At 65.1% G+C, this 18,442-nt stretch carries 18 protein-coding genes; 8 read left to right on the top strand and 10 right to left on the bottom strand.

The features are described from left to right. The first annotated feature begins 70 nt into the window (after positions 1–70). Positions 71–397, top strand: a complete 327-nt coding sequence (locus OYT13_RS01480; protein ID WP_017235738.1) for a DMT family transporter — start codon at positions 71–73, stop codon at positions 395–397. 79 nt (positions 398–476) lie between these two features. Here the strand turns inward: OYT13_RS01480 and OYT13_RS01475 are convergent, their stop codons facing one another. The 6 genes from OYT13_RS01475 to OYT13_RS01450 form a co-directional block, all read right to left on the bottom strand. Beyond that, complete coding sequence (locus OYT13_RS01475) at positions 477–1,436, bottom strand: GlxA family transcriptional regulator (RefSeq protein ID WP_261939367.1); 960 nt, start codon at positions 1,434–1,436, stop codon at positions 477–479. Between the two features lie 213 nt (positions 1,437–1,649). Next, positions 1,650–3,479 (bottom strand): glutamine--fructose-6-phosphate transaminase (isomerizing), encoded by a 1,830-nt coding sequence (gene glmS / locus OYT13_RS01470; RefSeq protein WP_150562137.1) that lies wholly within the window; start codon positions 3,477–3,479, stop codon positions 1,650–1,652. A 118-nt stretch (positions 3,480–3,597) separates the two neighbouring features. After that, positions 3,598–4,959 (bottom strand): bifunctional UDP-N-acetylglucosamine diphosphorylase/glucosamine-1-phosphate N-acetyltransferase GlmU, encoded by a 1,362-nt coding sequence (gene glmU / locus OYT13_RS01465; RefSeq protein WP_017235741.1) that lies wholly within the window; start codon positions 4,957–4,959, stop codon positions 3,598–3,600. Between the two features lie 111 nt (positions 4,960–5,070). Further along, positions 5,071–6,015 (bottom strand): tRNA 2-thiocytidine(32) synthetase TtcA, encoded by a 945-nt coding sequence (gene ttcA / locus OYT13_RS01460; protein ID WP_051060353.1) that lies wholly within the window; start codon positions 6,013–6,015, stop codon positions 5,071–5,073. 13 nt (positions 6,016–6,028) lie between these two features. Then, positions 6,029–6,424, bottom strand: a complete 396-nt coding sequence (locus OYT13_RS01455) for a dihydroneopterin aldolase (RefSeq protein WP_026132324.1) — start codon at positions 6,422–6,424, stop codon at positions 6,029–6,031. Between the two features lie 21 nt (positions 6,425–6,445). Continuing rightward, the gene (locus OYT13_RS01450) at positions 6,446–7,297 is read right to left on the bottom strand and encodes an SDR family oxidoreductase (protein WP_017235744.1); all 852 of its coding nucleotides are present in this window, start codon (positions 7,295–7,297) and stop codon (positions 6,446–6,448) included. 258 nt (positions 7,298–7,555) lie between these two features. Between OYT13_RS01450 and OYT13_RS01445 the strand changes: the two genes are divergently transcribed. The 3 genes from OYT13_RS01445 (at position 7,556) to OYT13_RS01435 (ending at position 10,180) form a co-directional block, all read left to right on the top strand. Further along, entirely contained in the window at positions 7,556–8,770 is a 1,215-nt protein-coding gene (locus OYT13_RS01445; protein ID WP_017235746.1) for a class I SAM-dependent methyltransferase, read from the top strand. 28 nt (positions 8,771–8,798) lie between these two features. Further along, a complete protein-coding gene (locus OYT13_RS01440) occupies positions 8,799–8,993 on the top strand; it encodes a DUF2905 domain-containing protein (RefSeq protein WP_017235747.1) in 195 nt (64 codons plus the stop codon). A 293-nt stretch (positions 8,994–9,286) separates the two neighbouring features. Further along, positions 9,287–10,180, top strand: a complete 894-nt coding sequence (locus tag OYT13_RS01435; protein ID WP_268567835.1) for a glutamate/aspartate ABC transporter substrate-binding protein — start codon at positions 9,287–9,289, stop codon at positions 10,178–10,180. Positions 10,181–10,239: 59 nt separating this feature from the next. Here OYT13_RS01435 and OYT13_RS01430 read toward each other — a convergent pair whose 3' ends face one another. The 4 genes from OYT13_RS01430 to OYT13_RS01415 all read right to left on the bottom strand — a co-directional run bounded on the left by OYT13_RS01430 (position 10,240) and on the right by OYT13_RS01415 (position 15,204). Next, positions 10,240–11,490 (bottom strand): multifunctional CCA addition/repair protein, encoded by a 1,251-nt coding sequence (locus OYT13_RS01430; protein WP_017234047.1) that lies wholly within the window; start codon positions 11,488–11,490, stop codon positions 10,240–10,242. After that, the gene (locus OYT13_RS01425) at positions 11,487–12,131 is read right to left on the bottom strand and encodes a glutathione S-transferase family protein (protein ID WP_017234046.1); all 645 of its coding nucleotides are present in this window, start codon (positions 12,129–12,131) and stop codon (positions 11,487–11,489) included. Before OYT13_RS01425 ends, OYT13_RS01430 begins: the two co-directional genes overlap by 4 nt. Positions 12,132–12,195: 64 nt before the next feature. After that, complete coding sequence (locus OYT13_RS01420; protein WP_268567161.1) at positions 12,196–13,146, bottom strand: complex I NDUFA9 subunit family protein; 951 nt, start codon at positions 13,144–13,146, stop codon at positions 12,196–12,198. A 51-nt stretch (positions 13,147–13,197) separates the two neighbouring features. Beyond that, positions 13,198–15,204, bottom strand: coding sequence for a lytic transglycosylase domain-containing protein (locus OYT13_RS01415; protein ID WP_017234044.1), 2,007 nt, complete (start codon positions 15,202–15,204; stop codon positions 13,198–13,200). Between the two features lie 24 nt (positions 15,205–15,228). Here OYT13_RS01415 and OYT13_RS01410 point away from each other — a divergent pair, with 24 nt between their 5' ends. From OYT13_RS01410 to pxpA, 4 genes are read left to right on the top strand one after another with little or no spacing between them, the layout of a single operon-like run. After that, on the top strand, positions 15,229–15,900 hold the full coding sequence (locus tag OYT13_RS01410; RefSeq protein ID WP_410007560.1) for a 5-formyltetrahydrofolate cyclo-ligase: 672 nt from the start codon (positions 15,229–15,231) through the stop codon (positions 15,898–15,900). Next, positions 15,897–16,550: a 5-oxoprolinase subunit PxpB gene (gene pxpB / locus OYT13_RS01405; RefSeq protein WP_268567160.1), complete on the top strand. Its 654-nt coding sequence runs from the start codon at positions 15,897–15,899 to the stop codon at positions 16,548–16,550. The genes OYT13_RS01410 and pxpB overlap by 4 nt, the downstream gene beginning before the upstream one ends. Then, positions 16,547–17,557 (top strand): biotin-dependent carboxyltransferase family protein, encoded by a 1,011-nt coding sequence (locus tag OYT13_RS01400; protein ID WP_017234041.1) that lies wholly within the window; start codon positions 16,547–16,549, stop codon positions 17,555–17,557. Before pxpB ends, OYT13_RS01400 begins: the two co-directional genes overlap by 4 nt. Before the next feature lie 42 nt (positions 17,558–17,599). Further along, complete coding sequence (gene pxpA, locus OYT13_RS01395; protein ID WP_017234040.1) at positions 17,600–18,346, top strand: 5-oxoprolinase subunit PxpA; 747 nt, start codon at positions 17,600–17,602, stop codon at positions 18,344–18,346. Positions 18,347–18,442 lie beyond the last annotated feature (96 nt).

The raw sequence follows: 18,442 nt of genomic DNA, 5'->3' as shown, positions 1-18,442 counted from the left end.
CTGCTATGGCGCCCTCTGCCCGGAGGGCGTTTTCATTATTATCGCCCCTACGCTACATCGGTAATTCGCTATGTCTTGGATCGTGCTCAGTGTCGCTGGACTTCTGGAAATTGCTTTCGCCTTCGGGATGAAATGGTCGGCGGGGTTCAGCCGGCTCTGGCCAAGCGTTTATGCCGCCATCACAGGACTTGGCAGCATCTGGTTGTTGAACACGTCGCTCAGATCGCTTCCGGTCGGCACGGCCTATGCAGTTTGGACAGGGATTGGCGCAGCCGGCACGGCCGTCATCGGCATGATCTTCCTCGGCGAATCGGCGTCGGTGGCGCGCGTGGTATGCATCGCACTCATTCTGTCCGGCGTCGTCGGCTTGCGCATTACGGCCGGCGCGATTGCTTAGCGTCGCGCCAAGCGATTTCGGTAGGCCGTGCCGACTGGCACGGCACCAAGAGGCGGGGCGGCGCGTCAGTCGTGTGCCGCTAAGCGGCCATGCGAAAGCGTCGCCGATAGTCCACCGGGGAGACACTGAGCTTGCGCAGGAAAGCGCGCCGCAGTCCATTAGGATCGGCAAAACCCGTCAGACTCGCTACTTTCTTCAAGGGGTGTTGGGTTTCCTCGAGCAGTCTGCGTGCCGCATCGATGCGGGCGTCCTCGACGAACGATGCGGGGGTCGTGCCACATTCCTGTTTGAAGATGCGCGCGAAATTTCGCGCACTCATTCCGGCACGCTCCGCAAGCGCTTCGACCGATAGCGACTGCGACAGATTCTGAAGCACCCATTCCTGCACATCCCGGATGGCGCTCTTCTCCGACGCCTGTGCGGTCAGATACGCGCTGAACTGCGACTGCCCACCGGGGCGCTTGAGAAACATGACGAACTGACGCGCGACTTTCATGGCGACCGCTCGCCCCAGGTCTTCTTCCACGAGCGCCAATGCGAGGTCCAGGCCCGCCGTTACGCCCGCCGACGTATAGATGCCGTTGTCCCTGACGAAGATTTGGTCCGGCTGAACATCCACCTTCGGATAAAGGCGGCTCAGGCGTGCCGTGTAGTTCCAGTGTGTGGTTGCCTTACGACCGTCGAGCAAGCCTGCGCGCGCAAGCAAGAGAGCACCCGAACATACCGAGCCGATACGACGCGCCGTCTTTGCGTAACGCAATATCCATTGACGGATCGCGGCATCGTCCTCCAGCAGCTGCATCGATGGGCTGCCCGCAATCAACAGCGTATCGATATCCGCGCTGCTCGTGTCCAGCGTCGTATCGGGGGTGATCGTCATTCCGTTCGACGCCAGCAAAACGCCCGACGTCGTGGAGACAATTTCGAACTGATAGGTCGAAGGCGCGCCGGCCTGCCGCGCCGCTTCGTGAAAGACTTCCACCGGCCCGACAAGGTCGAGCATCTGCACGTTTGGAAAGGTGAGCACTGCAACTTTCATGGCCGCGACCTGTAGTCCCGATGACATTACAGTGTAGTTGCCGTGAACCGCGCTTGCCAGTCGATGGCCGAGAATTTACGTATTCTGGCCGAGATGAATCCATCGCGCCGCGCTATGGGCGGATTGATGCCAGGACTACCTGGCCCGGAACGACGCTCCCTCCGCATGGAGGAAGCGTGTCAGGACCGGGCGACTGTACGCCAGCCCCCGGCCTCACTCCACCGTCACCGACTTGGCCAGATTCCGCGGCTTGTCGACATCGGTGCCGCGCGCGCAGGCGGTGTGATACGCGAGCAATTGCAGCGGCACGACGTGCAGAATCGGCGACAGCTGGCCGTAGTGCTCCGGCATGCGAATCACGTGGATGCCGTCGGCGTTCGCGATCTGCGTGTCCGCGTCGGCAAAAACATACAACTGGCCGCCACGCGCACGCACTTCCTGCATGTTCGACTTCAGCTTCTCGACCAGCGCATCGCGCGGCGCGACCGTTACCACCGGCATCTCTTCCGTCACCAGCGCCAGCGGACCATGTTTGAGTTCGCCCGCCGGATACGCCTCGGCGTGAATGTACGAGATTTCCTTGAGCTTGAGCGCGCCTTCCAACGCGATCGGGTAATGCAGCCCGCGCCCGAGGAACAGCGCATTCTCGCGACGCGCAAAGTCCTCCGCCCACGCGATGATCTGCGGCTCCAACGCCAGCACGCTATGCAGCGCCGCCGGCAGGTGTCGCAACTGCGTCAGATAGTCCGCTTCCTGAGCCGCCGTCAACCGCCCGCGCAGCTTCGCGATCGTCAGCGTCAGCAGGAACAGTGCCGTCAACTGCGTGGTGAACGCCTTCGTCGACGCCACGCCGATCTCGGTCCCCGCGCGCGTCAGGTAGTGCAGCGCCGTCTGACGCACCATCGCACTCGTGCCCACATTGCAGATCGCCAGCGTGTTCGTCATGCCCAGCGACTGCGCATGTTGCAGCGCCGCCATCGTGTCGGCCGTCTCGCCCGACTGCGAAATCGTCACCACCAGCGTCTTCGGATTCGGCACGCTGTCGCGATAGCGATACTCGCTCGCCACTTCCACTTGCGTCGGAATCTGCGCCAGCGATTCGAGCCAGTACTTGGCCGTCAGGCCCGAGTAATAGCTCGTGCCACACGCCAGAATCAGGATCGAGTCGACACTGCTCAGCACCGCTTCGGCCTTCTCGCCGAAGAGCGTCGGCGAAATGCCTTCCACGCCCTCCATCGTGTCGCCGATCGCACGCGGCTGCTCGAAGATTTCCTTCTGCATGTAGTGACGATACGGCCCCAGCTCCACCGCGCCCGTGTACGCCTGCACCGTGCGCACTTCGCGCTCGACGGCCGCATCGTTACGGTCCACGATCGTCACGCCCTCGAGCGTGAGTTCGACGACATCACCCTCTTCCAGGTAGATGAACTGATCGGTCGTGCCGGCCAGCGCCAGCGCATCCGAGGCGAGGAAGTTCTCTCCCTCACCCACGCCCACGACCAGCGGCGACCCCGCGCGCGCGCCCACCACGCGGTGCGGCTCCTGCTTGCGGAACACCGCGATGGCGTAAGCGCCGTGCAGACGGCGCGTCGCCAGACGCACCGCGTGATACAGATCGCCCGCGGCGCCGTTCGACAGCAGGTGATGCACCAGGTGCGCAATGACCTCGGTGTCGGTCTGCGACACGAATTCGTAGCCAAGGCCGCGCAGCTCGTCACGCAGGCTCTCATGGTTTTCGATGATGCCGTTGTGCACCAGCGCCACGTCGTCGCGCGAGAAGATCGGATGCGCATTGTCCGTGATCGGCGCGCCATGCGTCGCCCAGCGGGTGTGGGCAATGCCCGTCTCGCCGCCCAGGTGCGTCTGCGCCAGTTGCTCATCGAGATCCGCCACGCGCGATACGCTGCGCGCACGCTGCGGCACGCCATCCTTCAATACCGCCACGCCGCACGAGTCGTAGCCGCGGTACTCCAGACGACGCAGCCCTTCGACCAACACCGGTACTACATTACGTCGCGCCACCGCGCCGACAATGCCGCACATATTCGCTTCCCTTCGTGCCAGAGATCCTGGCGCATTCGATCGGATTCAATCCGTTTTGACTCGCCGGCGCCCGCTTTGGCTTGCGTGCGTGTCGCGCGCCGGTCCATAACCGCCGATTTTACTGCTTCTGCTTGCGCGGACGGATGTAACCCGTCTTCGCTTCCTGCGTCTTGCCGTTGAGCACCAGCGAATCTTCCGGCGTATCCTTCCACACCGTGGTGCCGGCAGCAATCGTCGTGCCGCGCCGCACCGTCACCGGCGCCACGAGCTGCGTGTCCGAGCCGATGAAGACGTCGTCCTCGATCACCGTGCGATGCTTGTTGGCGCCATCGTAATTGCAAGTGATGGTGCCCGCGCCGATGTTGACCCGCGCGCCCACCGTAGAGTCGCCGACATAGGCCAGATGGTTGGCCTTCGAGCCCTTCGCGAGCGACGCATTCTTCACTTCCACGAAGTTGCCGATGTGCACTTCGTCGGCCAGATCTGCGCCCGGTCGCAGACGTGCATACGGCCCCACGTGCGCGTCGGCGCCCACCACGGCGCCGTCCAGATGACTGAACGCCTCGATGTGCGTGCCCGCGCCGATGGTGCTGTTGCGAATCACGCAGTTCGGACCGATGGTCGCGCCATCGCCAATCGTCACTCTGCCTTCGAACACGCAATTCACATCGATCGAGACGTCGGTGCCGCACGCGATCTCGCCGCGCAGGTCGAAGCGCGCCGGATCGATCAGGGTCACGCCCGCCGCCAGCAGCGCGCCCGCCGCATTGCGCTGGTAGTCACGCTCCAGCTCGGCAAGCTGCGCCTTGTCGTTCACGCCGTTGGGCTCCCACGCGAAGGCCGGCTGCGTGGTGACGACCGGCACGCCGTCCGCGACCGCACACGCGATCACGTCAGTAAGGTAGTACTCGCCTTGCGCGTTCTGATTCTTCAAACCGGCCAGCCAGCCCTTGAGTGCGCGCGTCGGCGCCACGATGATGCCGGTGTTGATTTCGCGAATGGCCAGTTCAGCCTCGTTGGCATCTTTCTGTTCAACGATGCGCAGCACGTTGCCCGCCGCGTCGCGCACGATCCGGCCATACCCGGTCGGGTTGTCCAGATCGACGGTGAGCACGCCCAGCTTCTCGCTGCCCGCAGCGTCGAGCAGCCCCTGCAAGGTCTCGGGGCGCGTGAGCGGCACGTCGCCGTAAAGCACCAGCGTCGGCACCGACTCGTCGAGCAGCGACGCCGCTTGCTGCACGGCGTGTCCGGTGCCCAGCTGCTGCGCCTGCTCGGCGAAATGCACACCGTCGCCGGCCACCGCGTCGCGCACGGCCTCGCCACCGTGACCTATCACCACGATGAGCTTGCCCGGCGTGAGCTTGCGTGCGGTCGCAATCACGTGCGACAGAAGCGGCCGGCCGGCCAGCGGCTGCAACACCTTGGGCAGCTTCGAGCGCATGCGCTTACCCATGCCGGCGGCGAGAATCACAATATTCATGGCGTCGTGACGATTCGAGAGTGGAAATCCGTGTGTCGGGGTCGGGCGGCCGCGCCGGTTCGTCCGGCAGGCTGCGTCAGGTTTCAATGCAGCGAGTGGGGTCGCTCGCGATCAGTCGTCGAATTGCGTAATACGGATGATGCCCGCGTCGTTCTCGTCGCCGCACGGCGCTTCGTCGAACGCAATATCGCCGAGCGGATCGGGCTGCCCCGTCGCACGCAGATTCTTGAAGTCATGAAGGTTCGTATCCATCAAATGCGACGGCACCACATTCGACAGCGCACTGAAAATCGATTTGATGCGCCCGGGATGCTGCTTCTCCCACAGGCGAATCAGCGACTTCATCTCGGCGCGCTTCAGGTTCGGCTGGCTGCCACACAGCGTGCACGGAATGATCGGGAACTGCTTGTACTCGGCGTAACGTTCGAGATCCGATTCGCGCACGTAGGCGAGCGGGCGGATCACCACGTTCTTGCCGTCGTCCGACTGCAGCTTCGGCGGCATGCCCTTGAGCTTGCCACCGTAGAACAAATTCAGGAAGACGGTCTCGATGATGTCGTCGCGGTGGTGGCCCAGCGCAACCTTGGTCGCGCCGAGCTCGCCCGCCACGCGATAGAGAATGCCGCGACGCAGGCGCGAGCACAGCGAGCACGTGGTCTTGCCCTCCGGCACCACGCGCTTGACGATCGAGTACGTGTCCTGGTTCTCGATGTGGAAATCCACGCCGATGGAACGGAAGTAGTCGGGCAGCACATGCTCCGGGAAACCCGGCTGCTTCTGGTCGAGGTTGACGGCCACGATCGAGAAGTCGATCGGCGCACGCTCGCGAAGCTTGAGCAGGATGTCGAGCATGGCATAGCTGTCCTTGCCGCCGGACATGCACACCATTACACGATCGCCCTGCTCGATCATGTTGTAGTCGCCAATGGCCTGTCCCGTCAGACGGAACAGCCGCTTCTCGAGCTTGTTGTTCTCGAACGCGAGCTTCTGCGCTTTCTTCACGCTATCGGGGGCGACGGTTCCGGTCGCGACCAGCGGCGCGCTGGTCTCGGGCATGACGGCACTCATGTCAGGCATCCTTCATCTTGAACACTTCGATGCCGACCGAGTGGCAATCGGGATAGACGTCGGGTTTCTCGGTCGACACGCCCACGGCACGCACGCGCGGATGCGCAAGCAGCGCACTCGCGACGTCGTCGCACAGCGTTTCCTGCAGGTGGATATGGCCCAGCCCCACGCGTTTGGCAATGGTCTCGCGCATGAAGTCGTAATCGACCACTTCGTCGAGCTTGTCCGCCAAGGGCGTGCTCTCGGCGAGCGGCACGAACAGTTGCACATTGATCAGCACGCGCTGCTCGCCACGCTTCTCGTAATCGTGCACGCCGATGTTGATGAACACTTCATAGTCGCGCAGGAACATGCGACGGCAGTCCATCAGGCGAGGGTGAGAAAGAGCGCTATGCATTTTGAAAACTCTTAATGACAATCAACGAGACCGGTCGGCATCGGCCGGTTCGGTCAGAAATTTCACGTCACGCGACGAACTCGCGAGATGTTGCCCACCATCGACATACAACACGGTGCCGGTCACCGCAGGCGCGTCGGCCAGATACGCCACCGCCTGCGCGATGTCCTCCGGCGTCGACGATGCGCCCAACGGCGTGGCCGCATGCGCCGCCGCAAAGCCCGTCGGGGTCTGGTCGACAGACAGCAGCGTCACGCCCGGTGCCACGCCGACCACGCGCAAGCGGGGCGCGAACGCCTGGGCAAGCAACGTCGTCGCCACCGCCAGCGCGGCCTTCGACAACGTGTACGACAGGTAATCAGGGTTCGGATTCGCCAGCTTCTGATCCAGCAGATTGACGACGACGCCTCGCCCCGACTCGCCCAATGCGGCATGCATCTCGCGCGCGAGCACGAGCGGTGCGCCCGCATTCACGCGCATGTGGCGCTCCAGCGCCTGGTAGCCGAAATCGCCCGCGCTATCGTACTCGAAGCGCGAGGCATTGTTGACAAGGCAGGTGGGCACGCCCAGCGCCTCGCTACACCGGCCGATGAGCCCTGCCGTGGCGGCTTCGTCCGCGAGCGATGCCTGCAACGCGACCGCCCGGCGCCCCAGCGCCTCGATGGCCGCGACGGTCTCGAGCGCCTCGTCGTGCGAACGCTCGTAGTGAACGGCGATGTCCCACCCCACACCGGCGAGGCGCAGCGCGATCGCGCGGCCGATCCGGCGCGCGCCGCCCGTCACGAGCGCAACACGCGGCACCGGCGGTACAGCCGGCGGGCAGGCGGCATCACCTGCGGCGGACGTAGGGCGTGGCGTCGATGCAACGGTCATGCGGCGAATTCCTGTCAGAGGGCGGTTGGGTCGATGCACTTCGGACGGCGATGGGCTTGAATCAATGCTCGGTGCCGTCGCGCGCGACGCCCTCGCGCAGCATCCATGCAACGGACATGCATCGCAAACACTGGCGAAAACCGCGAAAAAACGACTGAAAATTGACGAAAACCGGCAAAAATTACCCAGAAATCGTCCGCAGACGCGTCAATGCCAACCAAAGCAGCCAGCCGACACTGTCTCCGCTACAATGCCCGCATGAATCAGGCCGCACCGAAACCCCATAGTTTACCCGTTCCCGAGCCAGACGCGCTCGAACACTCGCGCCGCCTCACGGCCTATCTTGCCGACGCCATCGACGCGGCCGGCGGCTGGCTGCCGTTCGATCGCTTCATGGAACTGGCGCTATATGCGCCCGGCCTCGGTTATTACGCTGCCGGTGCCGCGAAATTCGGGCGCCTGGCCGCCGACGGAAGTGACTTCGTCACCGCGCCGGAGCTCACGCCGTTCTTCGCGCGCACGCTGGCCCGCCAGATCGGTGAGATCTTCGAACAAACGGGCGACGCGCAAGTGCTGGAATTCGGCGCGGGGTCCGGACGTCTTGCGGCCGACCTGCTGCTCGCGCTCGACGCCGAAGGCACGCCCTGCGAGCGCTACTCGATCATGGAACTCTCCGGCGAGCTGCGAGCGCGCCAGCGCGAGACCATCGCCAACGCCGCGCCACATCTGCTCGATCGCGTCACGTGGCTTGATAGGTTGCCCGACGCCTTCCACGGCGTGATGCTCGGCAACGAAGTGCTCGACGCCATGCCGGTGCGCCTATGGACACGCCGCCCGGACGACGCCGGGCAGCCGGTCTGGTTCGAACGCGGCGTAGTGCGTACGCAAGACGGTTTCGCCTGGGAAGCCCGTCGCCATACCGGCCCATTGCCGCAGGCCCTCGACGCGCTGGCCGATCTGCCGCCGACGCAGGAATATCGGACGGAGACCCACGAAGCCGCCTCGGCTTTCGTGCGCAGCGTGGCCCCCCTGCTCGCGCGCGGCGTCTTGCTGCTCGTCGACTACGGCTTCCCCGCGCGCGAGTACTATCATCCGCAGCGCGCAGACGGCACCCTGATGTGCCACTACCGCCACCACGCGCACGACGATCCGTTCTATTACCCCGGCTTGCAGGACATCACGGCTCACGTGGAGTTTTCAGGGATTGCCGATGCCGGCGTCGAAGCCGGTCTCGATCTGCTGGGCTTCACCTCGCAAGCCCGATTCCTGATGAACGCCGGCATCATCGAGCTGATGAGCGCGCTCGATCCGTCCGATCCGAAGGTGTTCCTGCCGGCGGCCGCCGCCGCGCAGAAGCTGCTCTCGGAAGCCGAGATGGGCGAACTCTTCAAGGTCATCGCGTTCGGTCGCGGCATGGACGAGTGGGCGGGCCTGCTCGGCTTCGCCACCGGCGACCGCAGCCACGCCCTCTGACCCCCCTTCACCGCGAGGCCACCCCGATATGTTTCGCTGGATGTTCACGATCTTCATCGCGATCTGCATCCTCTCGGCGGCCTCGCCGTGGCTTACCAAGCTCGGCATCGGTCGATTGCCCGGGGATCTGCGCCTTCGCTGGCGCGGCCGCGAGATGGTGTTCCCGTTCGCCTCGACCGTCGTGCTCTCGCTCGTCTTCAATCTGCTGATTCGCCTGCTGTAGCCAGCGGCGGCGACGCAACACCTGTTGCAACGTCCGTCAGCCCCACACGCGCCTCGCGGTTCCCCCCGGCGCCGCCGGCCCCCGCTCCGCGCGTCCCCCCCGCGGCCCCGATTCGCGGCCGATCGCCGGCCCGACGCATGTCCGCGTGCGTCGCCGTCACAGCGGCGCGCCGGACGGCAGCCATCGCTAGGGTTAACTACGATTTGATCATTTGTTGCAAAAAATTTACCATGCAACAAATGATTCAATCATGAATCAAAGTGAGGCCATTTCAGGAGCAGGACATGATCAAGATGCGATTGACCGGGATGATGTTGGGCGTAGCGATGGGTGTCGCCACGGGAGCGGCGCTGGCGCAGCCCGCTTCGGCGACGCTGCAGAAGATCGAGAGCAGCGGCGTGATCTCGATTGGGCATCGCGAGTCGTCGATTCCGTTTTCGTACTACGACAACAATCACAACGTCATCGGTTATTCGCAGGACCTGTGCAACAAGGTCGTCGATGCGGTCAAGACGCGCCTGAAGAAACCTGACCTGCAAGTGCGCTTCATCCCCGTCACTTCGCAAAACCGCATCGCCCTCGTGCAGAACGGCACCGTCGATATCGAGTGCGGCGTGACGACGAACCTGAAGGCGCGTCAGGCGCAGGTCGATTTCTCGAACACCTTCTTCGTCGCGGGCACGCGGTTGCTCGTGAACAAGCACTCGGGCATCAAGGACTTCCCGGATCTGGCGGGCAAGCCGGTCGTGACCAATGCGGGCACGACCTCAGAGCGCATCCTGAACAGGATGAACAACGAGAAGAAGATGAACATGAGCGTGATCTCGGGCAAGGACTATGGGGAATCCTTCACCATGCTCCAGGGCGGTCGCGTGCAGGCGTTCATGATGGACGACGTGCTGCTCGCCGGCGCGCGCACGATGGGCCGCAACCCCGACGACTGGGTCGTCACGGGCACACCGCAATCGTTCGAGGCCTACGGTTTCATGACGAGACACGGCGATACCGAGTTCAAGAAACTCGTCGACGACACGCTCGCCGGCGTGATGAAGAGCGGCGAGATCAACGCGATGTACAGGAAGTGGTTCGAATCGCCGGTGCCGCCGAAGCAGATCAACTTCAACTTCGCGATGAGCGAACAGCTCAAGCAGCTCTACGCGAATCCGAACGACAAGGCGTTCGAGTAAGCGACCTTCGTAGGTCGCGGGCATGCGCAGACGCGAACGTCTCGCATGCCCCCAGCGACTCAGTTCCCCTCGCCCCCGAGCCCCGCCGCCTCGACCGCATCGATTCTTGCGGCCTGCACGGCGTCGCGAATCTTCACAGGATTGTCGGCATACCGTCGCGCTACCGCGCCGGCATCGATACTGCGCGCCGCGCCAAGCGCAGCCATCAACCGATCGCGTTGCGGATAGGGTGCCGTGGCGAAATCCCCGCCGCGCCCACGCGCATCGGCTTCGCAGGCCTGAAGTATCTCCACGAACCGGTCGGGCTTGCGCAGGGCGTCGCACCGCTCAAGCAGACGCACGAGCGCCGCCGCGCCAAACTTCGGACTTGCGTGGATGTTGCCATGCTCGCGTGCCACGACCTGCGCCAGCTCACGGCAATCGACCGGCACGCGCAAACGCGCGCACAACGGCTTGAGCAAGTCGACACTGCGCCCCTCATGTCCGATGTGACGCGGCAACACGTCGTCAGGCGTGGTGCCTTTGCCGAGATCGTGCGTGAGGGCGGCGAAGCGTACCGGCAGCGAATAGCCCTGCGTCGCGGCGTAGTCGAGCACCATCATCACATGCACGCCGGTGTCCACTTCGGGATGGAAGTCGGCGCGCTGCGGCACCCCCCATAGCCGGGCCACCTCGGGCAGAACGCGATCGATCGCGCCACACGCGCGCAAGACATCGAACATGCGCGACGGCCGATGCTCCATCAGCCCGCGTGAAATTTCCTGCCAGACCCGCTCGGCCACCAGCGCATCGACCTCGCCGTTGGCCGTCATCTCGCGCATGAGCATGAGCGTCTCGTCGGCCACCGAAAAATCCGTGAAGCGCGCGGCAAAACGGGCGCACCGAAGAATCCGCACGGGATCTTCCGCGAAGGCCTCGCCGACATGGCGAAACAGCCTCGCTTCCAGATCGCGCCGGCCGCCATAGGGATCGACCAGTTGATCCGACAGACTGCCGTCGGGCATGACCTCGCGCGCCATCGCATTGATGGTGAAATCGCGTCGCACGAGGTCTTCTTCGAGAGTGACTTCGGGGGCGAAGTAGAACGAAAATCCGTGATAGCCGCGCGCCGTCTTGCGCTCGGTGCGGGCGAGCGCGTACTCGGCCTGCGTCTTGGGATGCAGAAACACCGGGAAGTCGCGGCCCACCGGTTTGAAGCCCTGCCGCACCATCTCCTCGGGCGTCGCACCCACCACCACGTAGTCCCGATCCTTGACCGGCAAACCCAGCATGGCGTCGCGAATCGCGCCGCCAACCGCGTAAATCTTCATGGACGCGCTTCGTAGTAAGCCACACGCTGCGTCTCGCCGCGTCCCGCAGCCACCCACGCCTGCACGGCCGCCAATTCGCGAATGCGATCGACATACGCCTGCGCGCGCGCCGACAACGCCGGCTCGAACGTTGCGAAACGCATCACCACAGGGGCGTAGAACGCATCGGCAATGGTGAAGTCGCCAAACAGGAACGGGCCGTCGTAGCGCGCGAGGCAATCCTCCCAGATCGCTTCGATACGACGGACATCGGCAAGCACTTCATCCGTCGCGGCTGCCCCCGGCCAATGCACGCCGACGTTCATCCACATATGCGTGCGCAGGGCGGTGAATCCGCTGTGCATTTCGGCACAAACGCTGCGCGCATGGGCTCGCGCTTCACGCGACTTCGGCCATAGCGGCAGATGCGGATAGCTCTCTGCCAGGTACTCGCAGATGGCCAACGAGTCCCAGACGGTAATGCCGTTGTCGATCAGGCACGGGACTTTACCGGTGGGCGAATAACGCAGAATCTGTTCACGCGAGTCGGGCTGCGCGAGCCAGACGTTGCATTCTTCGAAGGCGATGCCGAAGTGCTTGAGCACGACCCACGGACGCATCGACCACGACGAGTACCTCTTGTTGGCAATGATCAGTTGCATGAAGACGTTCCTTGCGCGCATGACGCATCGGGGAGTGACGCGCCGGATTGAAAAGAGTGAGGTGTCAGCGCCCCGCGTAACGCCGGTAGTCAGACAGACGACGCTCCTCGCTATCGCCGCCGAGATAATCGACGGCAATCTCGAGCCCATTCGGCACAAGCCCGAGTTCGGGCGCCAGCGGGCCGCTCATGACGTTATCGACACGCATCGAATCGAGGTTGTCGCGCGTGATGATCGGCTCGCCCGGTAGCCGCTCGAAGAAGGCGGCCTGCAGGCGCGCGGCGCCCTCGGGCAATCGCAGGATCGGCCGCTCACAGCCACACGCGGCGCCCGCAAAGCGAACGAGCGCTTCAAGCGTGTAGACCTCCGGTCCGGCCAGTTCGTACGTCTTGCCAAGCGTCGCGTCGTTGTCGATCGCACTCGCGAAGGCCTGCGCCACATCCATCACGTAAATGGGCTGAAAGCGCGCCGTGGCGCACGCGAGCGGCACAACGGGCAAACGCCGCTGCAGCGCCGCGAAGGTATTCAGAAAGTGGTCGCCCGGACCGAATACCACCGACGGACGAAAGATCGTGACGGGAATGCCCGTCGCTCGAATTGCGACTTCGCCGTCGCCCTTCGAGCGCTGGTACATGCTCGGGCCATTCGAATCGGCGCCCAGGGCGCTCATGTGGATGAGCCGCGCGATGCCCCGGTCGCTGCACGCTTGTGCGATCTTGCGCGGCAGCTCGACGTGCGCGCGCGCGAACGCGCGGCCATAGGGCGTGCCACGGTCGCTGTGCAGAATGCCCACGAGATTGATGACCGCGTCGCTGCCCGCGATCACGCGCTCCAGCGCGCGCGGATCGTGCACGTCGCATTCGACGAGTTCCACACCCGGCAGCACGCCGAGCGCCTTGGCGGCGTCGACGCGCCGCGTTGGCAGGCGCACGGCGTATCCCATCGACACCAGCCGGGCCACCAGATGGCTGCCGACGAAGCCGGTGCCACCCACGACACAAACGTTATGGCGCATGCGTCACCTCCGCGACATGACGGTGGGTTCGCGGCTCCGACCGCTGCCGGGTCACTGGGGCAGAATGATGCCGAGCCGCTCCTTGAGCGATTGCGGACGACCCGTGATCAGGGCCGAGTAGTACGTGGTGTTCGACAACACGTTCTCGACATAGGTGCGCGTCTCGTTGAACGGGATCGTCTCGGCGAAGATGGCCCCCTCGACCGGACGATCCAGCGTGGAGCGCCACGTGCGCGGACGTCCCGGGCCGGCGTTGTAACCGGCCGACGCCAGCACCGCCGAGCCGTCGAACTTGTTGTAGATATCCGCCAGATAGCTCGTGCCCAGACGGATATTCGTGTCGATGTCGTGCATCATGCCCGGCTGGTAGTCCATGCCGATCTGCCGCGCGACCATCTTCGCGGTGGCCGGCATGATCTGCATCAGACCGCCTGCCCCGACCGACGAGCGGGCATTGATGATGAAGCGCGACTCCTGCCGGATCAGACCGTAGGCCCACGCTTCGTCAAGATCGACGGCCGCGGCCAGCGGCTCCACCTTGTCGCGGAACGGCATCAGGTAGCGCAACGTGAAGTCGTGCTCGACCTTCGTGCGATCGGCCGTGTTGACCGTGCGGTCGAACAGTTCGATCTGGTTGGCGTACTGTGCGGCGGCGAGCAACTGGCGGTCGGTCATGTTGCGCAGTTCCCAATTCCACTCGCGATTGCCTTCGAAACGCAAACCGAGATCGTAGAACTTCGCGGCGCGCCGGAATCCGGCGTTCGCCTGGTTCGCATCGACCTCGGCCTGGGTGACGGTCGTGCGCGGTGGCAGCGACGTCTTGTTGCCCAGTTCCTCGTTCGCCAGTTGTCCGTAGAAGTTGGGCTGCATGGCGATCTTCTGGAATTGCGCGCGCGCGGCATCGCCCTTCCCGGCTTCGCGCAGCGCACGGCCGTACCAGTAAGTCCAGACACCGTCGTCGCGCAACGCCGCCGGCATCGCTTCAATGCCGGTGCGCACGAGATTCCAGTCGCCCGCGCGCAGCGCCGCACGAATCTTCCACTCCTGCGCCGTCACCGAGAGCTTGGCGTTTCCGGCCTGACGGTACCAGGTGATCGCCATCGGATTCTGCGACAACGCCCCGCGCATGCCGATGCTGCCCCAGCCGATGGCGCGCTCGTCCGGCGACAGACTGCCCGCGACGCTGGAGAAACTGCTCGCCGCCAGCATGGCGTCGCTGCGGGCCATGCGCACGACGGCGAGCAGCGTGAGCTGGCGCGACGCTTCCGAGCCGTCCACCCCACGCGCGAGAATCTGCGCCGGACGCGTGGCGGCCATGTCGAGCAGGCTGTCGTCCGGGCGCGTGGCGCCCAGCGCATCGGCGATCTGCTTGCCGAGCGAGGTGTAGTTTTCCTCGTAAGCCAGGCGAATCTGGTGCCAGACCTCCTTGCGCGGCAACTGGCCGCTTGCGGCCAGCGTATTGATCATGTCGACGCAACCCTCGCCGTAGTATTTCGGCGTGGTCAGCAGGTCGGTAGCGGCCTGCGTGACATTTTCGCCACGCGCGGCACGCGACATCAGCGCGTAGCATTTGACCTGCGTGTCATCGTCGAGCACGAACTTCGGATATTCGGCATCGAACGTCTGCCAGTCGTGACGCTTGCCCAGCACCAGCAACCAGTCGTTGCGCAGACGGTCGGCGATCGCCTGACCGTCATACGTGCGCAAGAAGGCGCGGATATCATCGTCCGGCGCATCGATGAGCGCCTTGCCCGAGCGGTCGAACATGCGCGGCTTGATCTGGAAGTACTGGACGTAAGACGGCACGTCGTAGCCGGAGAGCATGGCTGCGAGCGCCGTGGCGCGCGGCGCGTCGTTGGCGCGAGCCGCTTCGCGCAGTTGCACGAAGATGTCGTCGGGCGAGCGCTGCGAGAGCAGGTCGGCAGATGCCGTTGAACGGCTTGCCGCCGAATGCGCCTTGGCGCGACCGGTTGCCTGGGTCGTGCTGCAGGCAACGAGCGTGGCAGCGGTCAGGGCCAGCGCAACGGCGCGATATACTCGGGTCAAACGATCTGACATCTTCGGGGGAGCGTCGGGTAAAAAGTGAATCCAAGCATAGCACGGGACCCCGCCCAATCGGCGGCCCAAACGTCCGGAAATGGGACCGAATCGGTCGCCGGAAAGGCACGTTTGCGCAAGGCCTTGCTCGACACGCGCACCACGCTCGCCGGACGCGCCGCACGCGACGCCGCACTCGCCGCCCGGCTGGCCGACGAGCTGACGCGTCGCGCGCCGCGCTGTGTCGGCTTCTACTGGCCGATTCAGGGCGAATTCGACGCCCGCGAAGTCATCTCGGCATGGCTCACGCAGGCGTCGCCCAAGGGGTTGCGCCTGGCCGCACTGCCGGTCGTGACCGCCCCGGCCGCGCCGCTCGTCTTTCACCGCTGGACCCCCGATACCCGCATGACGGAAGGCCGCTACCGCATTCCCGTCCCGCTCGAGGCCGACGTGCTCGTGCCCGACCTGCTGTTGATTCCCTGCGTGGGCTTTACGCGCGACGGCCTGCGACTCGGTTACGGCGGGGGTTTCTACGACCGCACCCTGCATTCGATGTCCCCGGCGCCGCAAACGCTCGGCATCGCTTACGACGCACTCGAAATCGACGGTCTCACGGCCGAAGCCCACGATCTGGCGCTCGACGTCATCGTGACCGAATCGACCACCTTCGCGCGCGCCGACACCCCCGCTCGCGAATCCAGTCCCCCCTCGCCATGACAACGCTCAAGATCCTGCCGCTCGGCGACAGCGCGCTCGTGTGCGAAACGGGCACCTCGCCCACGCTCGCGTCTCAACGCCGCGTCTGGCACGCGGCGGCCCTCGCGAAGGATTGGCCTCACGTGCGCGACGTCGTGCCCGGCATGAACAACCTCACGCTGGTGTTCGACCCGTTGGCCACCGATATCGACGTGCTGAGCGAGCGCCTGCGTGACGCCTGGCAGACGCAGCCCGTCTCCGGGGAAGTCGGACGCGACATCGAGATCCCCGTGCACTACGGCGGCAAGCACGGCCCAGACCTTGCCGACGTGGCGAAGCACGCACGTCTGCAACCGAAGACGGTCGTGCAACGTCATACCGCACCGGAATACATCGTCTACTTCCTGGGTTTCCAGCCGGGCTTCGCCTATCTGGGCGGGCTCGATGAGTCGATTGCCACGCCACGCCGCGCCGAGCCTCGCCTGTCGGTACCGGCGGGGTCGGTCGGCATTGGCGGCAACCAGACCGGCATCTATCCGCTCGCCTCCCCCGGCGGCTGGCAAATCATCGGCCACACGTCCAGCGCGCTGTTCGACCCCACCGCGACACCGCCCGCCTTGCTGGCGCCGGGCGACCGTGTGCGCTTCACCATCGCGAGTCTCGACCTGTGATCGATATCCTGCGTGCCGGCCTGCTCACCACGGTCCAGGATCTGGGCCGCGCCCGTCTGCGTGAATTCGGCATTGCCAGCGGCGGCGCCGTCGATGCGCTGGCGTGCGCCGTCGCCAACCGTCTTGCGGGCAACGACCCCAACGCCGCCACGCTGGAAATCACGATGGGGGCGTGCGTGCTGCGCTTTGCGAGCGCGACCCTCGTGGCGCTGGCCGGTGCCGATTGCCATGCCGATCTCGACGGCGTCCCCGTGTGGTCATGGTGGCGCTTCCCCGTCGCGCGCGGTCAGACATTGACGTTGCGCCCGGCACGCTTCGGCATGCGCACTTATCTGGCCGTGGCGGGCGGCGTCGATGTCCCCGAGACACTCGGCTCGCGCAGCACCGATCTGGCGGCCGGCTTCGGCGGCTTCGAGGGCCGTGCCCTGCGCGACGGCGACCGCATCGCCATCGGGCAACCCAGCGCCGCCGCGCGCAAGGCCGCGCCGTTGGGGGTACGTCCGCCGGTGTGGTTGTCCGATCCGCTGGCGCACCGCGTGCGGGTGCTGCCCGGTCCGGAATACGACGACTTCATGGCCGCCTCGCACAAGGGCTTCTGGGAGAATCCCTGGCACGTCACGCCCAACAGCAACCGCATGGGCTACCGGCTGTCGGGCCCGGAGCCGCTCGCGCGCAAGAAGAATCGCAGCCACGATCTGCTCTCGCACGGTGTGGTGCCGGGGGTGATTCAGGTGCCGCCGTCGGGGCAGCCGATCATTCTGATGGCCGACGCCCAGACCACCGGCGGCTACCCGAAGATCGGCGTCGTGATCAGCGCCGATCTGTGGCGGCTCGGACAGGCGCGGCTCGGCAGCACATTGTATTTTTCGGAATGCAGCGGCGCCGAGGCGCGCGAAGCGCTGCACGAACAGCGGCGCTATCTGGCCCAGATCGAGCGCGCGCTCGCGTGGCACGATCACGGCATTCTGACGACATCGCGGCGGCCGGCCATCTCGCGCAAGGCCTGACGCCACGCCCGCCCATCGTCGTCCCCCGCAGGAGAATCCCGGATGAAAATCGATCTTAACGTCGACCTCGGAGAAGGTTGCAACTACGACGAAGCACTCCTCGCCCAGGTCAGCTCGGCCAATGTGGCGTGTGGCTGGCACGCGGGCGACGCGGGCACGATGCAGCAGGTGGTGCGCTGGGCGCTGGCGTGCGGCGTGGCCATCGGCGCGCACCCGAGCTTTCCCGACCGCGAAAATTTCGGCCGCACGGAAATGCAGCTTCCGCTCGACGACATCCGCGCGGGCATGCTGTATCAGATCGGCGCCCTCGCCGCGATCGTGCGCGCCCAAGGCGGCTGGCTCTCGCACGTCAAGCCGCACGGCGCGCTCTACAATCAGGCGGCGCGTGACCCGGCACTGGCCGAGACGATCGTCGAAGCCATTCGCGCGTTCGACACCGACCTGGCGATTTTCGGGCTGGCGGGCGGCGAGTTGGTGAAGGCGGCGCGGGCTGCCGGCATGCAGGCCGTCGATGAAGTCTTCGCCGACCGGGGCTATAACCCGGACGGCTCGCTGGTCAAACGTGGCACGCCTGGCGCGTTGATCGAGCGCGAGGAAGATGCGCTCGCCCAAACGCTGATGATGGTGCGCGAGCAACGCGTGCGCGCCATCGACGGCACGCTCGTGCCGATTCGGGCGCAAACCGTCTGTCTGCACGGTGACGGCGAACACGCACTCGATTTCGCACGGCGCATTCGCGGCTTCCTGCTCGACGAGGGCATCGACGTCGCGCCAGTTCATCTGATCTGACTTCGCCGCCATCCCAAGTCAAAAAACGCCGTCCGAGGGTAGTTCAGATCCCCCGGACGGCGTTTTCATGTCGATGCCGGCAAGCATCGGCACCTG

Source organism: Pandoraea sp. XJJ-1 (genome assembly GCF_026802345.1).
GTDB lineage: Bacteria > Pseudomonadota > Gammaproteobacteria > Burkholderiales > Burkholderiaceae > Pandoraea > Pandoraea cepalis.
This window is presented reverse-complemented; position numbering and strand designations above follow the sequence as displayed.